The 15,836-nt window shown below is 62.3% G+C and carries 14 protein-coding genes; 8 read left to right on the top strand and 6 right to left on the bottom strand.

Annotated features, from left to right (window positions below):
• The coding region (locus JX325_RS05625) for a hypothetical protein (protein ID WP_204790182.1) at positions 1-298 on the top strand (298 nt) is incomplete at its 5' end.
• On the opposite strand, the gene JX325_RS05620 is transcribed toward JX325_RS05625, so the two are convergent.
• Entirely contained in the window at positions 290-1,993 is a 1,704-nt protein-coding gene (locus JX325_RS05620) for a methyl-accepting chemotaxis protein (protein WP_204790181.1), read from the bottom strand. The genes JX325_RS05625 and JX325_RS05620 overlap by 9 nt on opposite strands.
• Positions 1,994-2,291: 298 nt before the next feature.
• On the opposite strand from JX325_RS05620, the gene JX325_RS05615 reads away from it, so the two are divergent.
• From JX325_RS05615 to JX325_RS05595, 5 genes are all read left to right on the top strand, one after another.
• On the top strand, positions 2,292-2,537 hold the full coding sequence (locus tag JX325_RS05615; protein ID WP_204790180.1) for a hypothetical protein: 246 nt from the start codon (positions 2,292-2,294) through the stop codon (positions 2,535-2,537).
• A gap of 106 nt (positions 2,538-2,643) precedes the next feature.
• Complete coding sequence (locus JX325_RS05610) at positions 2,644-2,859, top strand: hypothetical protein (protein WP_204790179.1); 216 nt, start codon at positions 2,644-2,646, stop codon at positions 2,857-2,859.
• On the top strand, positions 2,846-3,526 hold the full coding sequence (locus JX325_RS05605) for a CHAP domain-containing protein (RefSeq protein WP_204790178.1): 681 nt from the start codon (positions 2,846-2,848) through the stop codon (positions 3,524-3,526). Before JX325_RS05610 ends, JX325_RS05605 begins: the two co-directional genes overlap by 14 nt.
• A 1,354-nt stretch (positions 3,527-4,880) precedes the next feature.
• The gene (locus tag JX325_RS05600; RefSeq protein ID WP_204790177.1) at positions 4,881-5,564 is read left to right on the top strand and encodes a DUF421 domain-containing protein; all 684 of its coding nucleotides are present in this window, start codon (positions 4,881-4,883) and stop codon (positions 5,562-5,564) included.
• Positions 5,561-5,944 carry a DUF4363 family protein gene (locus tag JX325_RS05595; RefSeq protein ID WP_243413940.1) on the top strand — a complete coding sequence of 128 codons (384 nt, stop codon included), beginning with the start codon at positions 5,561-5,563 and terminating at the stop codon, positions 5,942-5,944. The genes JX325_RS05600 and JX325_RS05595 overlap by 4 nt, the downstream gene beginning before the upstream one ends.
• Positions 5,945-5,992: 48 nt before the next feature.
• Here JX325_RS05595 and JX325_RS05590 read toward each other — a convergent pair whose 3' ends face one another.
• Positions 5,993-6,568, bottom strand: a complete 576-nt coding sequence (locus JX325_RS05590) for a hypothetical protein (RefSeq protein WP_204790176.1) — start codon at positions 6,566-6,568, stop codon at positions 5,993-5,995.
• Positions 6,569-6,601: 33 nt separating this feature from the next.
• Positions 6,602-7,798 (bottom strand): acetate/propionate family kinase, encoded by a 1,197-nt coding sequence (locus JX325_RS05585; RefSeq protein ID WP_204790175.1) that lies wholly within the window; start codon positions 7,796-7,798, stop codon positions 6,602-6,604.
• 189 nt (positions 7,799-7,987) lie between these two features.
• Between JX325_RS05585 and JX325_RS17960 the strand changes: the two genes are divergently transcribed.
• A complete protein-coding gene (locus JX325_RS17960) occupies positions 7,988-9,190 on the top strand; it encodes a nucleotidyltransferase family protein (protein WP_243413939.1) in 1,203 nt (400 codons plus the stop codon).
• 17 nt (positions 9,191-9,207) lie between these two features.
• The gene (locus JX325_RS18430; RefSeq protein WP_204790174.1) at positions 9,208-10,077 is read left to right on the top strand and encodes a DUF3298 and DUF4163 domain-containing protein; all 870 of its coding nucleotides are present in this window, start codon (positions 9,208-9,210) and stop codon (positions 10,075-10,077) included.
• A 52-nt stretch (positions 10,078-10,129) separates the two neighbouring features.
• On the opposite strand, the gene JX325_RS05575 is transcribed toward JX325_RS18430, so the two are convergent.
• The 3 genes from JX325_RS05575 to JX325_RS05565 all read right to left on the bottom strand — a co-directional run.
• Entirely contained in the window at positions 10,130-13,303 is a 3,174-nt protein-coding gene (locus JX325_RS05575; RefSeq protein ID WP_204790173.1) for an efflux RND transporter permease subunit, read from the bottom strand.
• 6 nt (positions 13,304-13,309) lie between these two features.
• Entirely contained in the window at positions 13,310-14,557 is a 1,248-nt protein-coding gene (locus JX325_RS05570; RefSeq protein WP_204790172.1) for an efflux RND transporter periplasmic adaptor subunit, read from the bottom strand.
• A gap of 30 nt (positions 14,558-14,587) precedes the next feature.
• On the bottom strand, positions 14,588-15,836 hold a 1,249-nt coding region (locus JX325_RS05565), incomplete at its 5' end, for a TolC family protein (protein WP_204790171.1).

The following is a 15,836-nucleotide window of genomic DNA, read 5'->3' as shown; positions in this document are numbered from 1 at the left end:
CATACCCCGTGCCCCCTTTCCCTTATTTTATCACATCTTCTATCATTTCGGGGAATTAAATCAGCGTTTCCTTAATTCTTGGCTGGCTTTAAAAAAAGGAATTTTAAGTGCTCTAAAACCCGCCGAAGAAGAACAGGCTTATTTAGAGCAGCACCCAAAAATCATGAGAAACGTTCAGCGGACCAGGAATCGCAGGGCCGCAGGCCCTCTTGCGGCGCCCGAAGAAACCGTACACCCGCTTCGCGTCTGTACGGTTTCTTCAGGTCAGATAACGGCCATGATGCCGGGTTCATTTTGAAGGGCCGCGCTTTAGCTGAAACCTTCCTACCAGGCTTTTCATAAGCTGTGACTGACTGGACAGTTCTTCGCTTGCCGCCGCGCTTTCCTCCGCGGTTGCCGAGTTTGTCTGTACAACATTGGAGATCTGGTCAATTCCCACCGTGAGCTGAGCGATGGAATCCGCCTGATCGCTGCTGGCCTCTGAAATCTGTTCGATAATGCCGGCCATTTCGTTTACGTCATTGACCGCTTGAATCAAAGACTGCGCCGTATCGTCCGCAATCTGCGTTCCGTTTTCGATTGCCTGCAAAGAATTTTCAATCAAAGCAGCGATATTTTCGGAGGCCTCTGTGCTTTTGTTTGCCAGATTGCGGACTTCATCGGCTACTACGGCAAACCCTTTTCCGGCGGCGCCTGCGCGGGCGGCTTCTACGGCGGCGTTCAAGGCGAGAATATTGGTTTGGAACGCAATATCTTCAATGATCTTCATGATTTTGCTGATCTCGCTGGAGCAGCTGCTGATATCTCCCATTGCATGGGTCATCTGCTGCATTTTTTCTTTGCTCACGTTCATCTTTACGCTGACACTGTCTGCCGCTTTACTGGCTTGGCGCGCACTGTCCGCGTTCTGATTTACCTTGTTGGAGATTTCGTCAATCGTGGCGGAAAGTTCCTGCACAGAGCTGGCCTGCTCAGTCGCTCCCTGGGCAAGCGCCTGAGCGCCATTCGATACTTGATCCGCTCCGCCCGCGACCTGAGCGGAACTTTGGCTGATTTGCAGCATTGTGTCATTGAGCTTGTCTGCAATGCCCCGGAACGAGACAAGCAACGGATAAAAGCCGCCTGTATACGATTCCTCGCAGGTCGAATCCACCGNAAAATCTCCCTCGGCCATTTTAGCAAGGAATTGATTCTCATCCTCAATAATAAGCTGAAGCTTATGGATCAACCTGCCTACCTGAACGGCGAGAACACCCAGTTCATCCTTCGAGGTATAGGAAATCTTTACATCCAAATCCCCTTCCGCCATTTTTATGGCGGCATTCTGGATTTCAGAAATAGGGATTTTGATCAGGCGTATAATCACAAATGAAAAGAAGACGCCCACAAGGATGATGGCAATGACAACTGCCGCCATGGTCAAGGTGGCGGTTCTGTAAAGGGAAGCGCTTTCCACCGCCGCATCGTCGCTTCCTTTTGTATTGTAATCGATAATATCATCAAAAGCGCTGTTCAAAGAGTTGAAAAGCGCCTCACATTCTCCGTCCAGAATCGCACGGGCACTTTCAGAGCGGCCCTGTTTGGCGAGAGCCAACATTTCTTCTTCCGCCGCCTGATACTGTGTCCAGAGATTGTTTGCGTTGTTATAGAAATTTCCTTCTTCCTCATCGATCATATCCCCATACGCGGCTAAGAGTGCGTCCATGGTTTTGATTCCATCCTGGAGGGACTGAAGGCTGGCCTCCTCTTTGCTATCAGAGTCTGCGGTAAGGTACCCCAGCTCATTCAGCCGGATATTGGAAATGGTGGCGCTCAGCTCCCTCGCCGCATCGACACTGGGAAGCCAGCTTGTTGCAATGTCGCTTGTCATGTCGTTCATCCGGCCCATGAGAAAAAATGACATCCCGCTGATAATGAGCATTCCGAGCAGCGCAACTCCTATGAGAATATAGAGCTTCAGTCTGATTTTTAAATTTTTTATGTAGTGAATCATCTTTGCAATCTCCTCTTATACTTCGTTATCCGCAGTTGGCAGCCATAAGAATATATCGGAGATTTTCTCTGTTTGATAAGTGGATTGATGAGAATATAATGGATGCGTTTTTTCGAATGGCTGTAAAGCGGAGGCTTTTTTGTGCTCCGGCGTTCAGCAGCGCGGGCCCCTGGCAAGGCCGGACCCGGCGAAGACCGAAAAAGCGCGCCGCTTTCCGGCGACGGCTTCGTGCAACTTTCCGGCCTTGGAGCGCTTTCTTTGAACCGCGGTTTTCAAACGAAACAAGGAGGAATATGATATGAGCGAAGAGGTGCTGGTAGCGTTGATTGGCCTGGCAGGGTCCGGCCTGGGGTCCGTGCTGGGCATTTTGGTGAGCAGCAAGCTGACCCAGTACCGGCTGGAACAGCTGGAGAAAAAGGTGGAGGTCCACAACAAGGTCATCGACCGGGTATACAAGCTGGAAGAGCGCACAGAGCTCCAGGAGGAAAAAATCAAGGCGGCGAACCGCCGGATTGAGGGGCTGGAAAGGAGAGCGGAGGCGTGAGAGGAAGGCGGCGTAAANAGGCCGGGCGCTCCGGGCATTCTGCCGGCGGGGAGTCAAATTTCAAAAGCGGGAACCGGGAAGAGCCCCGGAGAAAGTGAGGACAACGGTGAATAAGACCATCATCAAGCGGCTGGGAAATCTTCTNAGCGTGAAAGCCCTGGTGACGCTGACGCTCACCGCCGTGTTCGCCTGTATGGCGGCGGCCGGAAGCATTTCTCAGGACTTTATGACCGTGTATACCGTGGTTATTGCGTTTTACTTTGGGACGCAGAGCCAAAAGGTGCAGGACGCGGTGGAGGGCGGAAACAATGGCGGCGGCTGAGCGGGTTCTGAGCATCGCCCGGCGGGAGCTGGGGACCAAGGAGTCCCCGGCAAACTCAAACCGGGTAAAATACAACGCCTGGTACTATGGCCGGGAGGTCTCCGGCTCTGCCTATCCCTGGTGCATGGTGTTTGTGCAGTGGGTGTTTGCCCAGGCGGGCGTCAAGCTGCCGGTCAAAACCGCGTCCTGCGGGGCGCTGATGAACGCCGCCAAGAGGGCGGGCAGATGGGTGACGGGGGACTACCGTTCCGGGGACGTGGCGATCTATGACTTCCCCGGCGGCGCGGCCACGGACCACACGGGCATTATTGAGAAGGTGACGCCGGGCGGAGTCGTGGCGATTGAGGGCAACACCAGCCAAACCGGAAGCCAGTCCGACGGCGGCATGGTCTGCCGCAAGACCCGGCCCGTAAAATGGATAGTGGGCGCGGTGCGCCCGGAGTTTGAGAAGGAGGACGGCATGGATATCTCGAAACTGACCGACGCGGAGATTCTGGCGCTGGGGAAGCGCATTCAGGAGGTCCTGGGCAGGCAGCCCGTCAGCCCCGCCCTGGCGGCGGAGTTCCAGGAGGCGAAAAAAAAGGGCATTACCGACGGAACCGGCCCATGCGCGTTTGCTACCCGCGCTCAGGCCGCTGTCATGACGCTCAGAGCGTCCAAGAAATAAAGAAGGGGCCGGGGACTGTTCCCCGGCCCTTTTTATGCGGTTTTTTGACGCCCGTCCCGGCGTGTTTTTTCCTCATTTCGCGGCGGATGAGGCCGCTTTCGCCGGTTTCAGAATGTTTTCAGTTTTTTGCTGTATGCTATTTTTTATAAAAAGCCGCGCGTATAGGGAGAAGACCGATGAAAAACGAACATTTCGAGGGCCGGGGCATTACGCTGAACAGCCTCCTGGAGGAGCGGGAGGCGTTGAATATGCGGATGCTGCTGGCCCTTCAGCTGCGGGATTTGGAGGNGCAGGAGGCGCTGCGGCGGGAATTGGAAGAGGTCGCCGGCCGGATTGAACAGCTCCTTTCCGGGAGACGTTAGCTTCTGCCGCCGTAGCGGCGGAGGCCGCAGTTATACAGCGCCGCCATCCGGGGCNCCAGGACGATTTCCNCCCGCTCGAGCCCCTCATGCTGGATGTACCAGGTTTCTCCGTCGGTGTTGAGGAGGGGTTCCGGGTCCTTCAAAAGGTAGACGGGCAGGACCACGCTGCCCCGGCTCCAGACCCGGAGGACATTGGGGATGTCCACGTCCGCCGGGGAGTCGATGATTGCCAGGCGGAGCTCCGGGAAATAGGCCCCGCCGAAGGGTTGTTCCACGTCCAGCCCGGCGAAGCCGCTGTCATACAGGGACTCCAGGGCGGCTTCCAGGCTTCCGTTATTCCACACCGGGGCGATGAGGCCGCACTCGCTGAGCTTCACCCGTTTTTCTCCCGCCGGGGGGAGGCCGGAGATGGGGATCAGATCGTCCAGGACAAAGGGCCCCGTCTTCNTCTTGGGCAGAAAGATACGGGAGGCGCTGTCGGAGGTGAGGCTCATGGACAGGGCGTGGATGATCCAGTCCAGGAACAAATCGAAATTCCGCCCGGAGACCTTGCACCGCTGGGCCGCCTGATTCAGGAATTTGCTCATGGCCTCATAGTCCGTCAGGGCCATGGGCGGCAGGGGACCGGCGTAGAGATTTTTTAAACGTGTGGTGGGCAGCATATGGACCTCCCNGCGCCCTGGGCGCGTTTTGTCAGAATATGCCCATTCTAGCACGCCCGAAGGGAAAACACAAGCTGTAAAGCGAACAACCGTTCCCTGCCCTGCCGCCGGGAAATTCGGGCATTTCGACAGACCGGGCCCCGCCGGAAAGCGGGTTCCCGGGCCTCCCGGCGCAGGGCGCCTCCTCCGTTCGTTCCTTTATTTATACAGCGTTTCAGCCGGTCAAAGGGTTTCCGGTTTCCTGAAATNATTTTGAGAAAGTTCCTGGGAATATCCGCCGCGCAANCCGCAGATACTGGGAAGAAACCGTTCTCTCAGGAGGAAGCGCCTATGATGACCGCCTTTGCCCGCACCGTTATCCTCTATTTTCTTATCATGACCGGCCTCCGCCTCATGGGCAAGNGGCAGATCGGCGAGCTGGAGCCCGGCGAGCTGGTGCTGACCATGATGATCTCGGACCTGGCCACCGTGCCCATGCAGGACTTCGGCATCCCCCTGCTGGCGNGGGTCATCCCTATTTTGACCCTGCTGGCCCTGTCCATGCTGCTGAGCCAGCTGTCCCTCACCAGCCTCCGCTTCCGGGCGCTGGCCTGCGGCACGCCCTCGATTCTCATCCGGGAGGGGGTGCTCCAGCAGGAGGCTATGCGGAAAAACCGCTATACCCTGGACGAGCTTTTGGAGGAGCTGCGGGGCCAGGGGATCACCGGTGTGGAGGAGGTCAAGTACGCCGTGCNGGAAAACTCCGGACACCTCTCCGTCCTCCCCTGGGCCAAGAGCCAGCCCCCCACGGCGGAGCAGCTGGGGGTGAAGACCGGAGAGGACGTGACTTTGCCGGTGGTTCTGGTGAACGACGGGAGGCTCCTCCGGCGGAATCTGGAGGCCCGGGGACTGGATGAGGTTTGGCTCCGAGNGGTTCTCCGGAAAGAGGGGCTGTCCTCTCACCGGGAGGCGTTTTTGCTGACCGTGGACGAGACGGGCCGGGTGGTCTGCGTGCGGAAGGAGGGAGAGCCGTGAAAAAGGGACTGCTGATTCCCGCCGCCCTGCTGGGGGCCATTCTGGCTTTTTGCCTTTGGAACGGCGCCGCCATGTCCGCGCATACGGCCCGCTGGCGGGCACAGCTGGAAGAGGCGGACCGGCTGGTCCTGCTGGAGGACTGGCAGGGGGCCGCCGCCGCCATCCGGGCGGCTTATGCCGGCTGGACGGAGCGCCAGACCTATCTCCACTGCGTCACGGGCCACGATGCCGTGGACGACGCCGAGGCCATGTACCACCGGGCGCTGGCCTTCACCGAGCGGGAGGAGGACAGCGAGCTGCGGGCGGAGCTGGCGGACCTCCGGGACCAGCTCAGGCTGCTGGCGGAGATGGAGGAGTTTTCCCTGCGGAACGTGCTGTAAAACAGCAGGCGGCTGTCCCCGGTTGGGGACAGCCGCCTGACGCGGATTTTACAGGATTTCCTCAGGGGGAGACTCCACAGGAGGGGCTTCCACGGCGGCGGAGACGGCGGAGGGGCGGGGCGCGGAAATTTCCGTCTCCGCCGCCACCTCCTCGCAGGTTTTCTGCTCCCTGGGCTTTTCCTCGTCTTCCCACAGGGAGTCGTATTCCTTCTCGTTCTGCCGGGCCAGCAGCGCCGCCTGCTTGGCGGCCATGTAGAGCTTCATGTCGTAGTCCATCAGCTTCTGCAGATCCTTGGCCGGGACCTTGGCCCCGGAGGAGACGCGGCGGAAGACCTCCATGATCTTGCCCATTTCCTCCGCCATTTTGGCCTGAGTCTCGGCCTGGTGCCGGTTGCACTCGTCCCCGAAGACCTTGGTCTCCATAGCGGTGATGCCCATCAGGGCCTTGTCCACCGCGTCATACTGGGCGTCCAGCAGGGACAGCTCTTTGGAAATCTCCACCCGGTCGAAGGAGGACGGCAGGGACCCGCCCGGCTCCTTTAGGAGCTTGGCCAGGGCCTCCCGCTTCTCCCAGATTTCGTGCCGGTGGGCCGCGTAGGACTGCTTGGCGTCCCGGATCTTCATGGGGCGTCACCTCCTCAATGGGATTGGCCGGCTTTACTTCTTCACGATGCCCGCCGTGTCCATGGCGATCATCAGTTCCTCGTTGGTGGGGATCNGCAGGACCTTGACCTTGGAGTCGGGGGTGGAGAGNACGGTCTCCTTGCCCCGGACGTCGTTGGCGGCGGCGTCCAGCTTCACGCCCATGTACTCCAGGCCCTCGCAGACCATGGAGCGGATGGCCTTGTCGTTTTCGCCGACTCCGGCGGTGAAGATCACCGCGTCCACCCCGCCCATGGCGGCGGCGTAGGCGCCCACGTACTTTTTCACCTCATAGGCGAACTTCTCCCGGGCCAGGGCGGCCTTGGCGTCGCCCTTCCCGGCGGCGGACTCCAGATCACGGAAGTCGGAGCTGACGCAGCTCAGGCCCTCCACGCCGGACTTTTTGTTCAGGGCGTTGAGCATCTCGTCGATGCCCATTCCCCGCTTGTTCATCTCATACTGGAGAATGCCCGCGTCCAGGTCGCCGGACCGGGTGCCNATGGGCACGCCCGCCAAGGGGGTGAAGCCCATGGAGGTGTCCACGCTCTTGCCGCCGTCCACCGCAGTGATGGAGGAGCCGTTGCCCAGGTGGCAGGAGATCAGCTTGACTTCTTCGGGCTTCTTGCCAAGCATGGCGGCGGCCCGGCCCGCCACGTACTTGTGGCTGGTGCCGTGGAAGCCGTAGCGCCGGACCTTGTCCTCCTCGTACCAGGCGTAGGGCAGGGCGTACATATAGGCCCTGGCGGGCATGGNCTGGTGGAAGGCGGTGTCGANCACGGCCACCATGGGGGTGCTGGGCATGAGCTTCCGGCAGGCCTGGATTCCGATGATGTTGGCGGGGTTGTGCNGCGGCGCCAGGGGATTGCACTCCTCAATGGCGGCCATAACCTCGTCCGTGATCAGGACGGAGGCGGCAAACTTCTCCCCGCCGTGGACCACCCGGTGGCCCACGGCGTCAATCTCGCCCATGGAGGAAATCACGCCGTTTTCCTTGTCCGCCACCGCGTCCAGCACGGCCTGGATGGCCTCGGAGTGGGTGGGCATGGGGANGTCGATGGCGTCCAGAGTCTTCTTCCCTTCGGCCTTGTAGGTGAATTTGCCGTCGATGCCGATGCGCTCGCAAAGACCCTTGGCCAGCAGAACGCCNCTATCGGGGTCCAGAAGCTGNTACTTCAGGGAAGAGCTCCCCGCGTTGATGACCAGAATGTTCATGATGACCGTCTCCTCTTTTTGGGGAAGCCCTTGCGGGATTCCCAGATTTCATATATTATAGAGCGGCGGGGAAGGGCGGAAGGCCCGCTTTCCCTGTCAGCCAACTCCATTATACCAGACTTTCCAGGAGTTACAACCGCTTTTTTACCAAACTGTCACTTTTTTGTCACCACTTCAAGGGGGAATTTTATGGCCGCCGCTGGTATCATTACAGAATACAATCCCCTTCATATGGGCCACGTCCACCTGATGGCGGAGGCCCGCCGCCTCCTGGGGCCGGAGACGGGGATCCTCTGCGTCATGAGCGGGAACTACGTCCAGCGGGGGGACTTTGCCGCCGCGGGCAAGCACGCCCGGGCCGCCGCCGCCGTAAGGAGCGGGGCGGATTTGGTGCTGGAGCTGCCCGTTCCCTGGGCCCTCTCCTCGGCGGAGGGCTTCGCCGCCGGGGCCGTGAAAATATTGAAGGCCACAGGGGCCGTCAGCCATTTGGTCTTCGGCAGCGAGGGCGGGGACGCCGCGCCCCTGGTCCGCNNCGCGGAGGCGCTGTGCTCCGGCGCTTTCCCGGAAGCCCTCCGGGAAGAGCTGAAAAAAGGGGATTCCTTTCCCGCCGCCCGCCAGCGGGCCCTTTTGGGCCTGGTCCCGGAGGGGGGCGCGCTGTCCCGGCCCAACGACACCCTGGGCGTGGAGTACTGCAAGGCCCTTCGGGGCAGCGGGATTCAGCCCGTCGCCGTCCTCCGGCGGGGGGCGGCGCATGACGGCGCGGACGTCGGGGACGGCATTGCATCCGCCTCAGCCATCCGCGCCCTTCTCCGGAAGGGGGAGGAGGAAGCGGCCCTGGGCCTGTGCGCCCCCGCCATGGCGGAGGCCTACCGGATGGAACGGGAGGCGGGGCGGGCTCCCGCGTCCCTTGAACGCTGTGAGCGGGCCATCCTGGCCCGGCTGCGCTTCCTGGAGGAAGCGGACTGGGCCGCCCTGGAGCTGGGGAACGAGGGATTGTACCGCCGCTTTTTTCGCTCCAGCCGGTCCGCCGCTTCCCTGGCGGAGCTTTTGGAAACCGTAAAGACAAAACGCTACCCCATGGCCCGGCTGCGCCGGACGGTGTTCCGGGCCTATTTGGGACTGCCCCCCGCGCCGCCGGAGGAGCCCGCCTATCTGCGGGTCCTGGCGGCCAACGAGCGGGGGACGGCCCTGCTGGCCGGGATGCGGAAAACCGCCGCCCTGCCGGTTTTGACCAAGCCCGCCGCCGTCCGCCGCCTGGGGCCCGGGGCCCGGCGCCTCTTTGACCTGGAGGCCAGGGCGGACCGGCTGTATGCCCTGGCCTGCCCGGACCCCGCCGCCGTCCCGGACGCGTGGCGGACCGGCCCGGTGATTGTCCGGGAGGGGGCGGGCTGAACAAAGGAGGAAACCCCATGAGTACCATGATCGCTTTGCTGCTGGTGCTGAGCTCCCTGGTGGGCTGCGCCGGGGAGACGCTGACCAACGTGAAAAACGCCCTGCCGGACCTGCCCCCGGAGACGTTCTCCTTCTCGGTGGAGCTGGAGGAGTACGAGGAAACCGTCCGGGACGAGGATGGCGCGGCGCTGGTGGAGTGCTCCTACGCGCTGCCGGTGATGAAGGCCCTGGCGGCGGACGGAAGCTTCCTGGAGACCGCCGCCACAGAGGGTCAGGCCCGGGCCCTGGCGGCGGCGGAGACCTTCAATGCCCGCTTTGACCCTTGGAAGGGCAACGCTCAGACTTTGGCGAAAAGCGCCAAGGAGGACCGGGCCTTCCGGAACGAGTCGGGGCTGGAGCCCATGACGTATACCGACGATTTGTGGTGCGCCGTCTATCAGACGGAAACCCTGGTCAGCGTTTCCGGAACCTACAGCACCTACACCGGCGGGGCTCATCCCAACCACATCCTGATGAGCTGGAATTTCGACCTGGAGGCTGGGGAGTTCTTTGAGCCGGAGATCCTGGACGAGGGAGGGGACCTCCGGGAATACGTCCGGTCAGCCCTGGTGCGGCAGGTCCGGGAGGCGGACGAGGTGCTGGGAGAAAAGCTGGAGGACCTCTATTGGGAGGATTACGAGGATATTCTGGCGGACTGGCTCAATTACGCCATCAGCTTTGATGAAGAGGGCATGACCGTGGGCTTCTCCCCCTATGAGCTGGCCGCCTATGCCGCCGGGCCCCAGACGTTCCATTTGACCTATGAGGAGCTGTCGCCNCATTTGGGACCCCACGGCAAGGCGCTGCTGGGGCTGGAAGCGGCCTCCGCCGGGGAAACCGCCGGATAAGGAAAAGAACAGCGGGCCGCCCTTTCCGGGGCGGCCCGCTTTCNCATGGAATTTAAGTGATTTCCGCAGGGACGGCCTCCGCCTCGGGGGCCGGGGTCTCGGGAGCCGCCTCGGAAAGAAGCTCTTCTTTGACCTTGCGCCCGAAGAGGGGCTTCCGGGGCTTTTTCGGGGGCTTCTCCCCCTTGTGCTTCCGGCGGAAGATGTGGCTCAGGTTGTCGATGACGGAATAGTACACCGGGGTGAACACCNGGGTTACAATGGTGGAGATCACCATGCCCGCGATCATCGTAATGCCCATGTCCGACATCATTTCGNTCGTCTCCCCGATTCCCATGGCCATAGGGACCATGGCGAGGATGGTGGTCAGGGTGGTCATCAGGATGGGCCGCACCCGCAGGGGGCAGGCGTGGAGGATGGCGGTTTCCCGGTCCTCGCCCCGGGCCCGGCGGATCTTGATGTACTCCACCAGAATGATGGAGGAGTTGACCACCGTGCCCGCCAGCATGATGATGGAAACCAGGGACAGCATGGAGAGGTCCCGCCCCGTGACGGGGAGGCCGAAGAGGGAGCCGGTAAAGGCCACCGGGAGAATCAGCATGACCATGACGGGCATGAGGAAGCTCTCAAACTGCACCGCCAGGACGAAATACACCAGCAGCAGCGCCGCCNCCAGGGCAATGAGCAGATCGCCGAAGCTCTCCATCATGGTTTCATAGGAGCCGTCGGTCTCCACGGCGTAGCCCTGGGGGAAGGTGTAGTTGTTCAGAATTTCCCAGACGGCGGCGGTCATGGCGGCGGTGNCGCCGCTGACGGAGTCGCCGGAGATGGTCACCTGCCGGGTCTGGTTGGACCGGACGATGGNCTGGGGCGCCTGTTCGATGGCGACGTTCGCCACGGAGCCCAGGGGCACCGTGCCGCCCATGGCGGAGGGCACGCCCATGGATTTCAGCGCGTCCAGGCTTTTCGCCGCCGCGCCGCCGCCCCGGACCACCACGTCCAGCTCACGCCCTGTGATGGTCACTTTCGTGGCGGTGGAGCCGGTAAGCTCCGACCGGACNGCCTGGCCGATGGAAGCGGCGGNAAGGCCGTACTGGGCGGCGGCCTCCCGGTTTACGGAAACCTTCACCTGGGGCACCTCGTCGGACAGGGAGCTCTTCACGTTCACCGCGTCGGGCAGGGCCTCGATTTGGGAAATGAGGTCGTCCGCCAGGAAGGCCAGGGTATCGTAGTCGTCTCCCTCAATGTTGACCGCGATGTCTCCGCCGCCGCCCATCATCATATCCGCGTCGGAGGCGGAGACGGTGATTTCACAGCCGGCAATGTCCTGCACCGCCGCCCGGAGGGCGATGGCAATGTCGTTGCTGCCCCGGGCCCGCTGGGACTTGGAGCCGATATCCAGCATCATGGTAACGGACTCGTTGTAGGCAATGTAGAACATCTCCTCAACTTCCGGCACCTCCGCCTCCACAATGGCGGTGACCCGGTCGGCAATGACGGAGGTCTCGTTCAGCTGGGAGCCGATGGGCATGCTGACGTTGACCGAGATCTGCCCCTGGTCCATNTCGGGGATGANGACCANCTTCGTATTGACCAGGGTGATGCCGAAGAGGACCACCAGGGCAAAGGAGGCCGCCATGCCCAGGAAGAGATGATGGACAAAGAAGTCCAGGGTTTTCAGGTAAAAGNCGCCGATCTTCTCCATCAGCCGCTTCAAGGGGCCGGGCTGCTTCCCGGCCAGTTTTTCCTGACGGCGGCGGACCTTCTCCTCGTCCAGGGTGAAGTAGCAGAGGAGGGGCACCAGGGTCAGCGAAATGACCAGGGAGGCAAAGATCAAGGAGGCGATGGTCAGGCAGAAATCCTTGAACATCATCCCCGCCATGCCGCCGGTAAGGGCCAGGGGGACAAAGACCGCCTCGGTAGTGAGGGTGGAGGCCAGGACGGAGCTGGTGACCTCCTTGGTGCCCTCAATGCAGGCGTCCGCCCNGCTGCGGCCCTCGGCGGAAAAGCGGTAGATGTTTTCCAGCACCACGATGGAGTTGTCCACAATCATGCCCACGCCCATAGCGATGCCGCCCAGGGACATCATGTTCAGCGTCAGGTTGAAGGCCCGCATGAGGACGAAGACCGTCAAAATACAGATGGGCATGGACACGGCAATAGTCAGCGTGGCCCCGCCCCGGCGGAGGAACAGCAGCACCACAACGGCCGCCAGCAGCACGCCCTGGAGGATGTTCTGATAGGCGGCGTCCACCGTCTGGTTGATGTAGTCGCTGGCAAGGTAGGGGGCGGAATAGCNGAGGCTGGGGTTCNCCGTCTTCAGGTTTTCCAGCCGCTTTACCACCTGCTCGGAGACGTAGACCTCGTTGGCGGCGGACTGCTTGGAGACTTGGAGGACCACGCAGGCGGCCTCGCCGGACTTGGCCATGGCGTCCATGTCCTTGTCCTCCAGGGTGACGTCAGCCACTTCGGANAGCNGCACCGCGCCGCCGGTGGGCAGGGAGAGGATCATATTGCGCACGTCGTCCACGGTCTGGAACTTGGCGTCGGTGGAGACGGTGAGCTTCTTGGACCCGTTTTCAAGGCTCCCGCCGGGGTAGATCAGGTTCTGCCCCGCCAGGAACTGGGACACGTAGGAGGCGGAAAGGCCGTAGCCCGCCGCCCGGGTGGGGTCCAGCTCCACGGCGATCTGCTGCTCTGTGCCGCCGTTCACCGTCACCTGGGCCACGCCGTTGATCCGCTCCAGGGCGGGGACCACCAGGTCCTCCGCCAGGGTCTGGAGTTGGCTCAGGTCCTCGCCCACCAGGGCGATCATGGCCGTGGGCATCAGGGCGCTGAGGTTCATGTTGATGATCACCGGGTCCATGGCGTCCTCCGGGAGGCTCACCATGTCGAACTGCTCCCGGAGCTTCGTGGCGGCGATGTCCAGGTCCGTGCCGTCCACATAGGTGATCTGAATCTNGCTCACGCCGTCGGAGGAGGTGGAGGAAATCGTGTCCACGCCGGGGACGGACATGATGGCCCCCTCCAGGGGCCGGGTGACCAGCTCCTCAATGTCGCTGGGATTGGCCCCGGTGTAATAGCAGGCCACCACGGCCATGGGCATCTCCATCTCCGGCATCAGGGCCATCTGGAGCTGGGTGGCGAACATCAATCCGAAGACGCAGATCAAGATGCTGGCCAGGATGGTTGCCACCTTGTGCTGGATGCTTGCTCTGGCGATACTCATGTTCAATTATTCCTCCTGGCCCTCTCCCGCTTCGGCAGCGGCGCCTTCGCCGGATTCCGCGCCTTCCTCCGGCGGCTCCGCCGGAGCGTCCGTGCCGGAGACCACGCGGACCGGGTCGCCGTCGGTCAGGTACGCCTGGCCCACGGTGACCAGCTGCTGCCCGGCGGAAAGGCCGGTGAGAACCTCCGTCACGCCGTTGCCGGTGAGGCCGGTGGAGACCTCCACGTATTTGGCGGCGCCGTCCTCCACCACGAAGACGTACCGGGTGTCCCCCCGGGTCAGCACCGCCTCGGTGGGGACGACGATGGTGTTCTCGGACACGTCGGTGTGGAAGGTGACGTCGGCGAACATGCCCGCCAGCAGCCCGTCGGTGTCGGAGGGCAGGGACAGCGTGACGGTGTAGAGCCGGGTCTGCATGTTGGCGGCCCGCTCCACGGAGCGGATGGAGGCCTCAAAGGTCTGATTCGCGGCGCTGACGGACACGTCCGCCTTGTCTCCCGCCGAGAGCTTGGGCACCAGGGCCTCGGACACCTGGACCACGGCCTTCATCTGCTCCGCCNCGTCAATGACGGCCAGGGGGGCGGTGTTGGAGATAAAGCCCCCTTCGGTGGCGTTCATGGTCACCAGGGTGCCGCTGCTGGGGGCGATGACGTTGCCCCGGGCGTCCACGTTTTCCAGCACCGTGTCCAGCTGCTCCACGTTGGAAAGGGCGCTCTGCATCCCCGCCTCCAGCTGGGAGAGGGTGGAGTTCCGCTGGGCGACGGCGGTTTGGAGCTGGAGCTCCGCCTGGTCGATCTCCAGCTGGGAGGCCGCGCCGATCTCAAAAAGCTCTTTCAGGTCCCGGACGTTCTTCTCCGCCAGGGCAATCTGCTTNTCAAACANCGCCGCCTGGTCGTTGTAGCTCTGGGCGGAGGAGCGGTAGTTGATGCTGGCGGNGTTGTGGNAGGCCAGGGTGCTNGCGAGNTCCAGGGTGCACAGCATGTCGCCGGCCTTGACCTCGTCTCCCGCCTCGGCGTAAACGGCGGTGCATTTGGCGCTGACGGCCACCATGATGGTGGACTGGTCTTCCGCCAGCAGCTGGCCGGAGACGGTGTTCTCCGTGTAGATGGTGTCCGCCCCGATCTCCTGGACCTGGACGGCCACGCCCGGGTTGGCGGGCTCTTCCTCCGGCGTTTCGTCCGCCCCGCCGCAGGCGGTCAGGGACAGCGCCAGCACGGCGGCAAGCAGCGCCGCCAGGATTCTGTTCTTTGTCATGTAGTTCCTCCAAATCATCGTCGCTGGNCGTTANNTCCCGGACTGGCCGGAGCTCATCACGCCGTAGTTCACGGCCCAGTAGTAGGTCCGGTAGGCGGTGAACAGGTTCCGCCGGGCGGTTTCCACGGCGTCCTTGGCCTCCGTCAGCTCATCCTCCGCATCCAGAAGGGCGTTGCGGGAGAGGTTCCCCTGGCGGTATTTCAGTTCCATGGAGGCATAGGTGCTCTCCTGGAAGGCCAGGGAGGTCTGAGCGGAGTTCAGCACCTGCTGGTAGTCCTTCACGGAGTCGAAGGCATTGCGGAAGTTCATCTCAAAGCTCTGCTCCGCCATCTTGTACTCGTACAGCGCCGCCTCATAGGTGTGCCGGGCGCTGCGGACGTTGTATGTATTCTGGGCGTAGCTCTCCCGGGTGTCCTCATAGGAGTCGTCCGCCTCGTCCAGCTTTTTCTTGGCGGCAAAGAGGTCGTAGCTGCGGGTCTTGGCCTCGGAGAGATCCGGCTTGTAATCCATGGAGTCCACCAGCCCCTGGCTCAGCGCNGGAAGGGGGCCCAGGACCAGGGACCCGTTGAGGCTGGCCCCGATCATGGACTGCATCTGGAGCTNGCACCGCCGGAGGTTCATCTNCAGGGTGCTGAGATTGCTCTGTAAGGCTGCCCGGCCGTTGCGCACCTGCTCCAGGGTCAGGGCGGAGACCTGCCCCAGCTCATAGCGGAGCTCCATCTCCTTCAGGCTTCGATCCAGGGCGGTGAGGTTCCGCTGGAGGGTGCCCTTGGTCTGCTCCAGCNCCAAAATGGCGAAGTAGAGGGACTCGGCCCCCACCACGGTGAGGTCCTGGGCGTTTTTCAGCTGCTTCCTGGCGGCGGCGGAATCCTTCTGGAGCTTGCCGGAGGCCAGGTCCGACACGGTGGCGCTGAGGCTGGCATAGGAGCTGGCCAGGTTGGAGATGATATAGCCCTGCATGGCCCCCTCCATTTCGCTGGCGACGGGGATTTGGGCGTACATCATCTGCGCGACCTCCAGGCTGGTCATCTGGGCGTTCAGGCTCTGGTACATNTCGGTGTAGTCCATGGCGTCGATGGAGGCGATGGACTCCTGCAGCATCTTGGCGGTCAAACTGCCCTCCAGCACCCGGTCCCGCAGGTCCTCAAAGGCCAGATAGCGGAAATCGTCCTCTCCGGTGAAGGCCAGCTCATCGTCCATCGTACTGCCTCCGGCGGAGGCTTCCGGCGTGCCGTCGGGCCGCACGACGATAGGGCTGCTGCTGGGCCCGGCGGGGGGG

The organism is Oscillibacter sp. CU971 (genome assembly GCF_905219725.1).
Taxonomy (GTDB): Bacteria; Bacillota; Clostridia; order Oscillospirales; family Oscillospiraceae; genus Oscillibacter.
The sequence above is the reverse complement of the archived record's forward strand: the minus strand, read 5'-3'. Positions and strand labels throughout refer to the sequence as shown.

Bases quoted from the DNA above. Each gene is read 5' to 3' on its own strand.
- JX325_RS05615 (WP_204790180.1), top strand. From the start codon at position 2,292: ATGAGCGAAGAGGTGCTGGTAGCGTTGATTGGCCTGGCAGGGTCCGGC.
- JX325_RS05605 (WP_204790178.1), top strand. From the start codon at position 2,846: ATGGCGGCGGCTGAGCGGGTTCTGAGCATCGCCCGGCGGGAGCTGGGG.
- JX325_RS05590 (WP_204790176.1), bottom strand. From the start codon at position 6,568: ATGAAGATCCGGGACGCCAAGCAGTCCTACGCGGCCCACCGGCACGAA.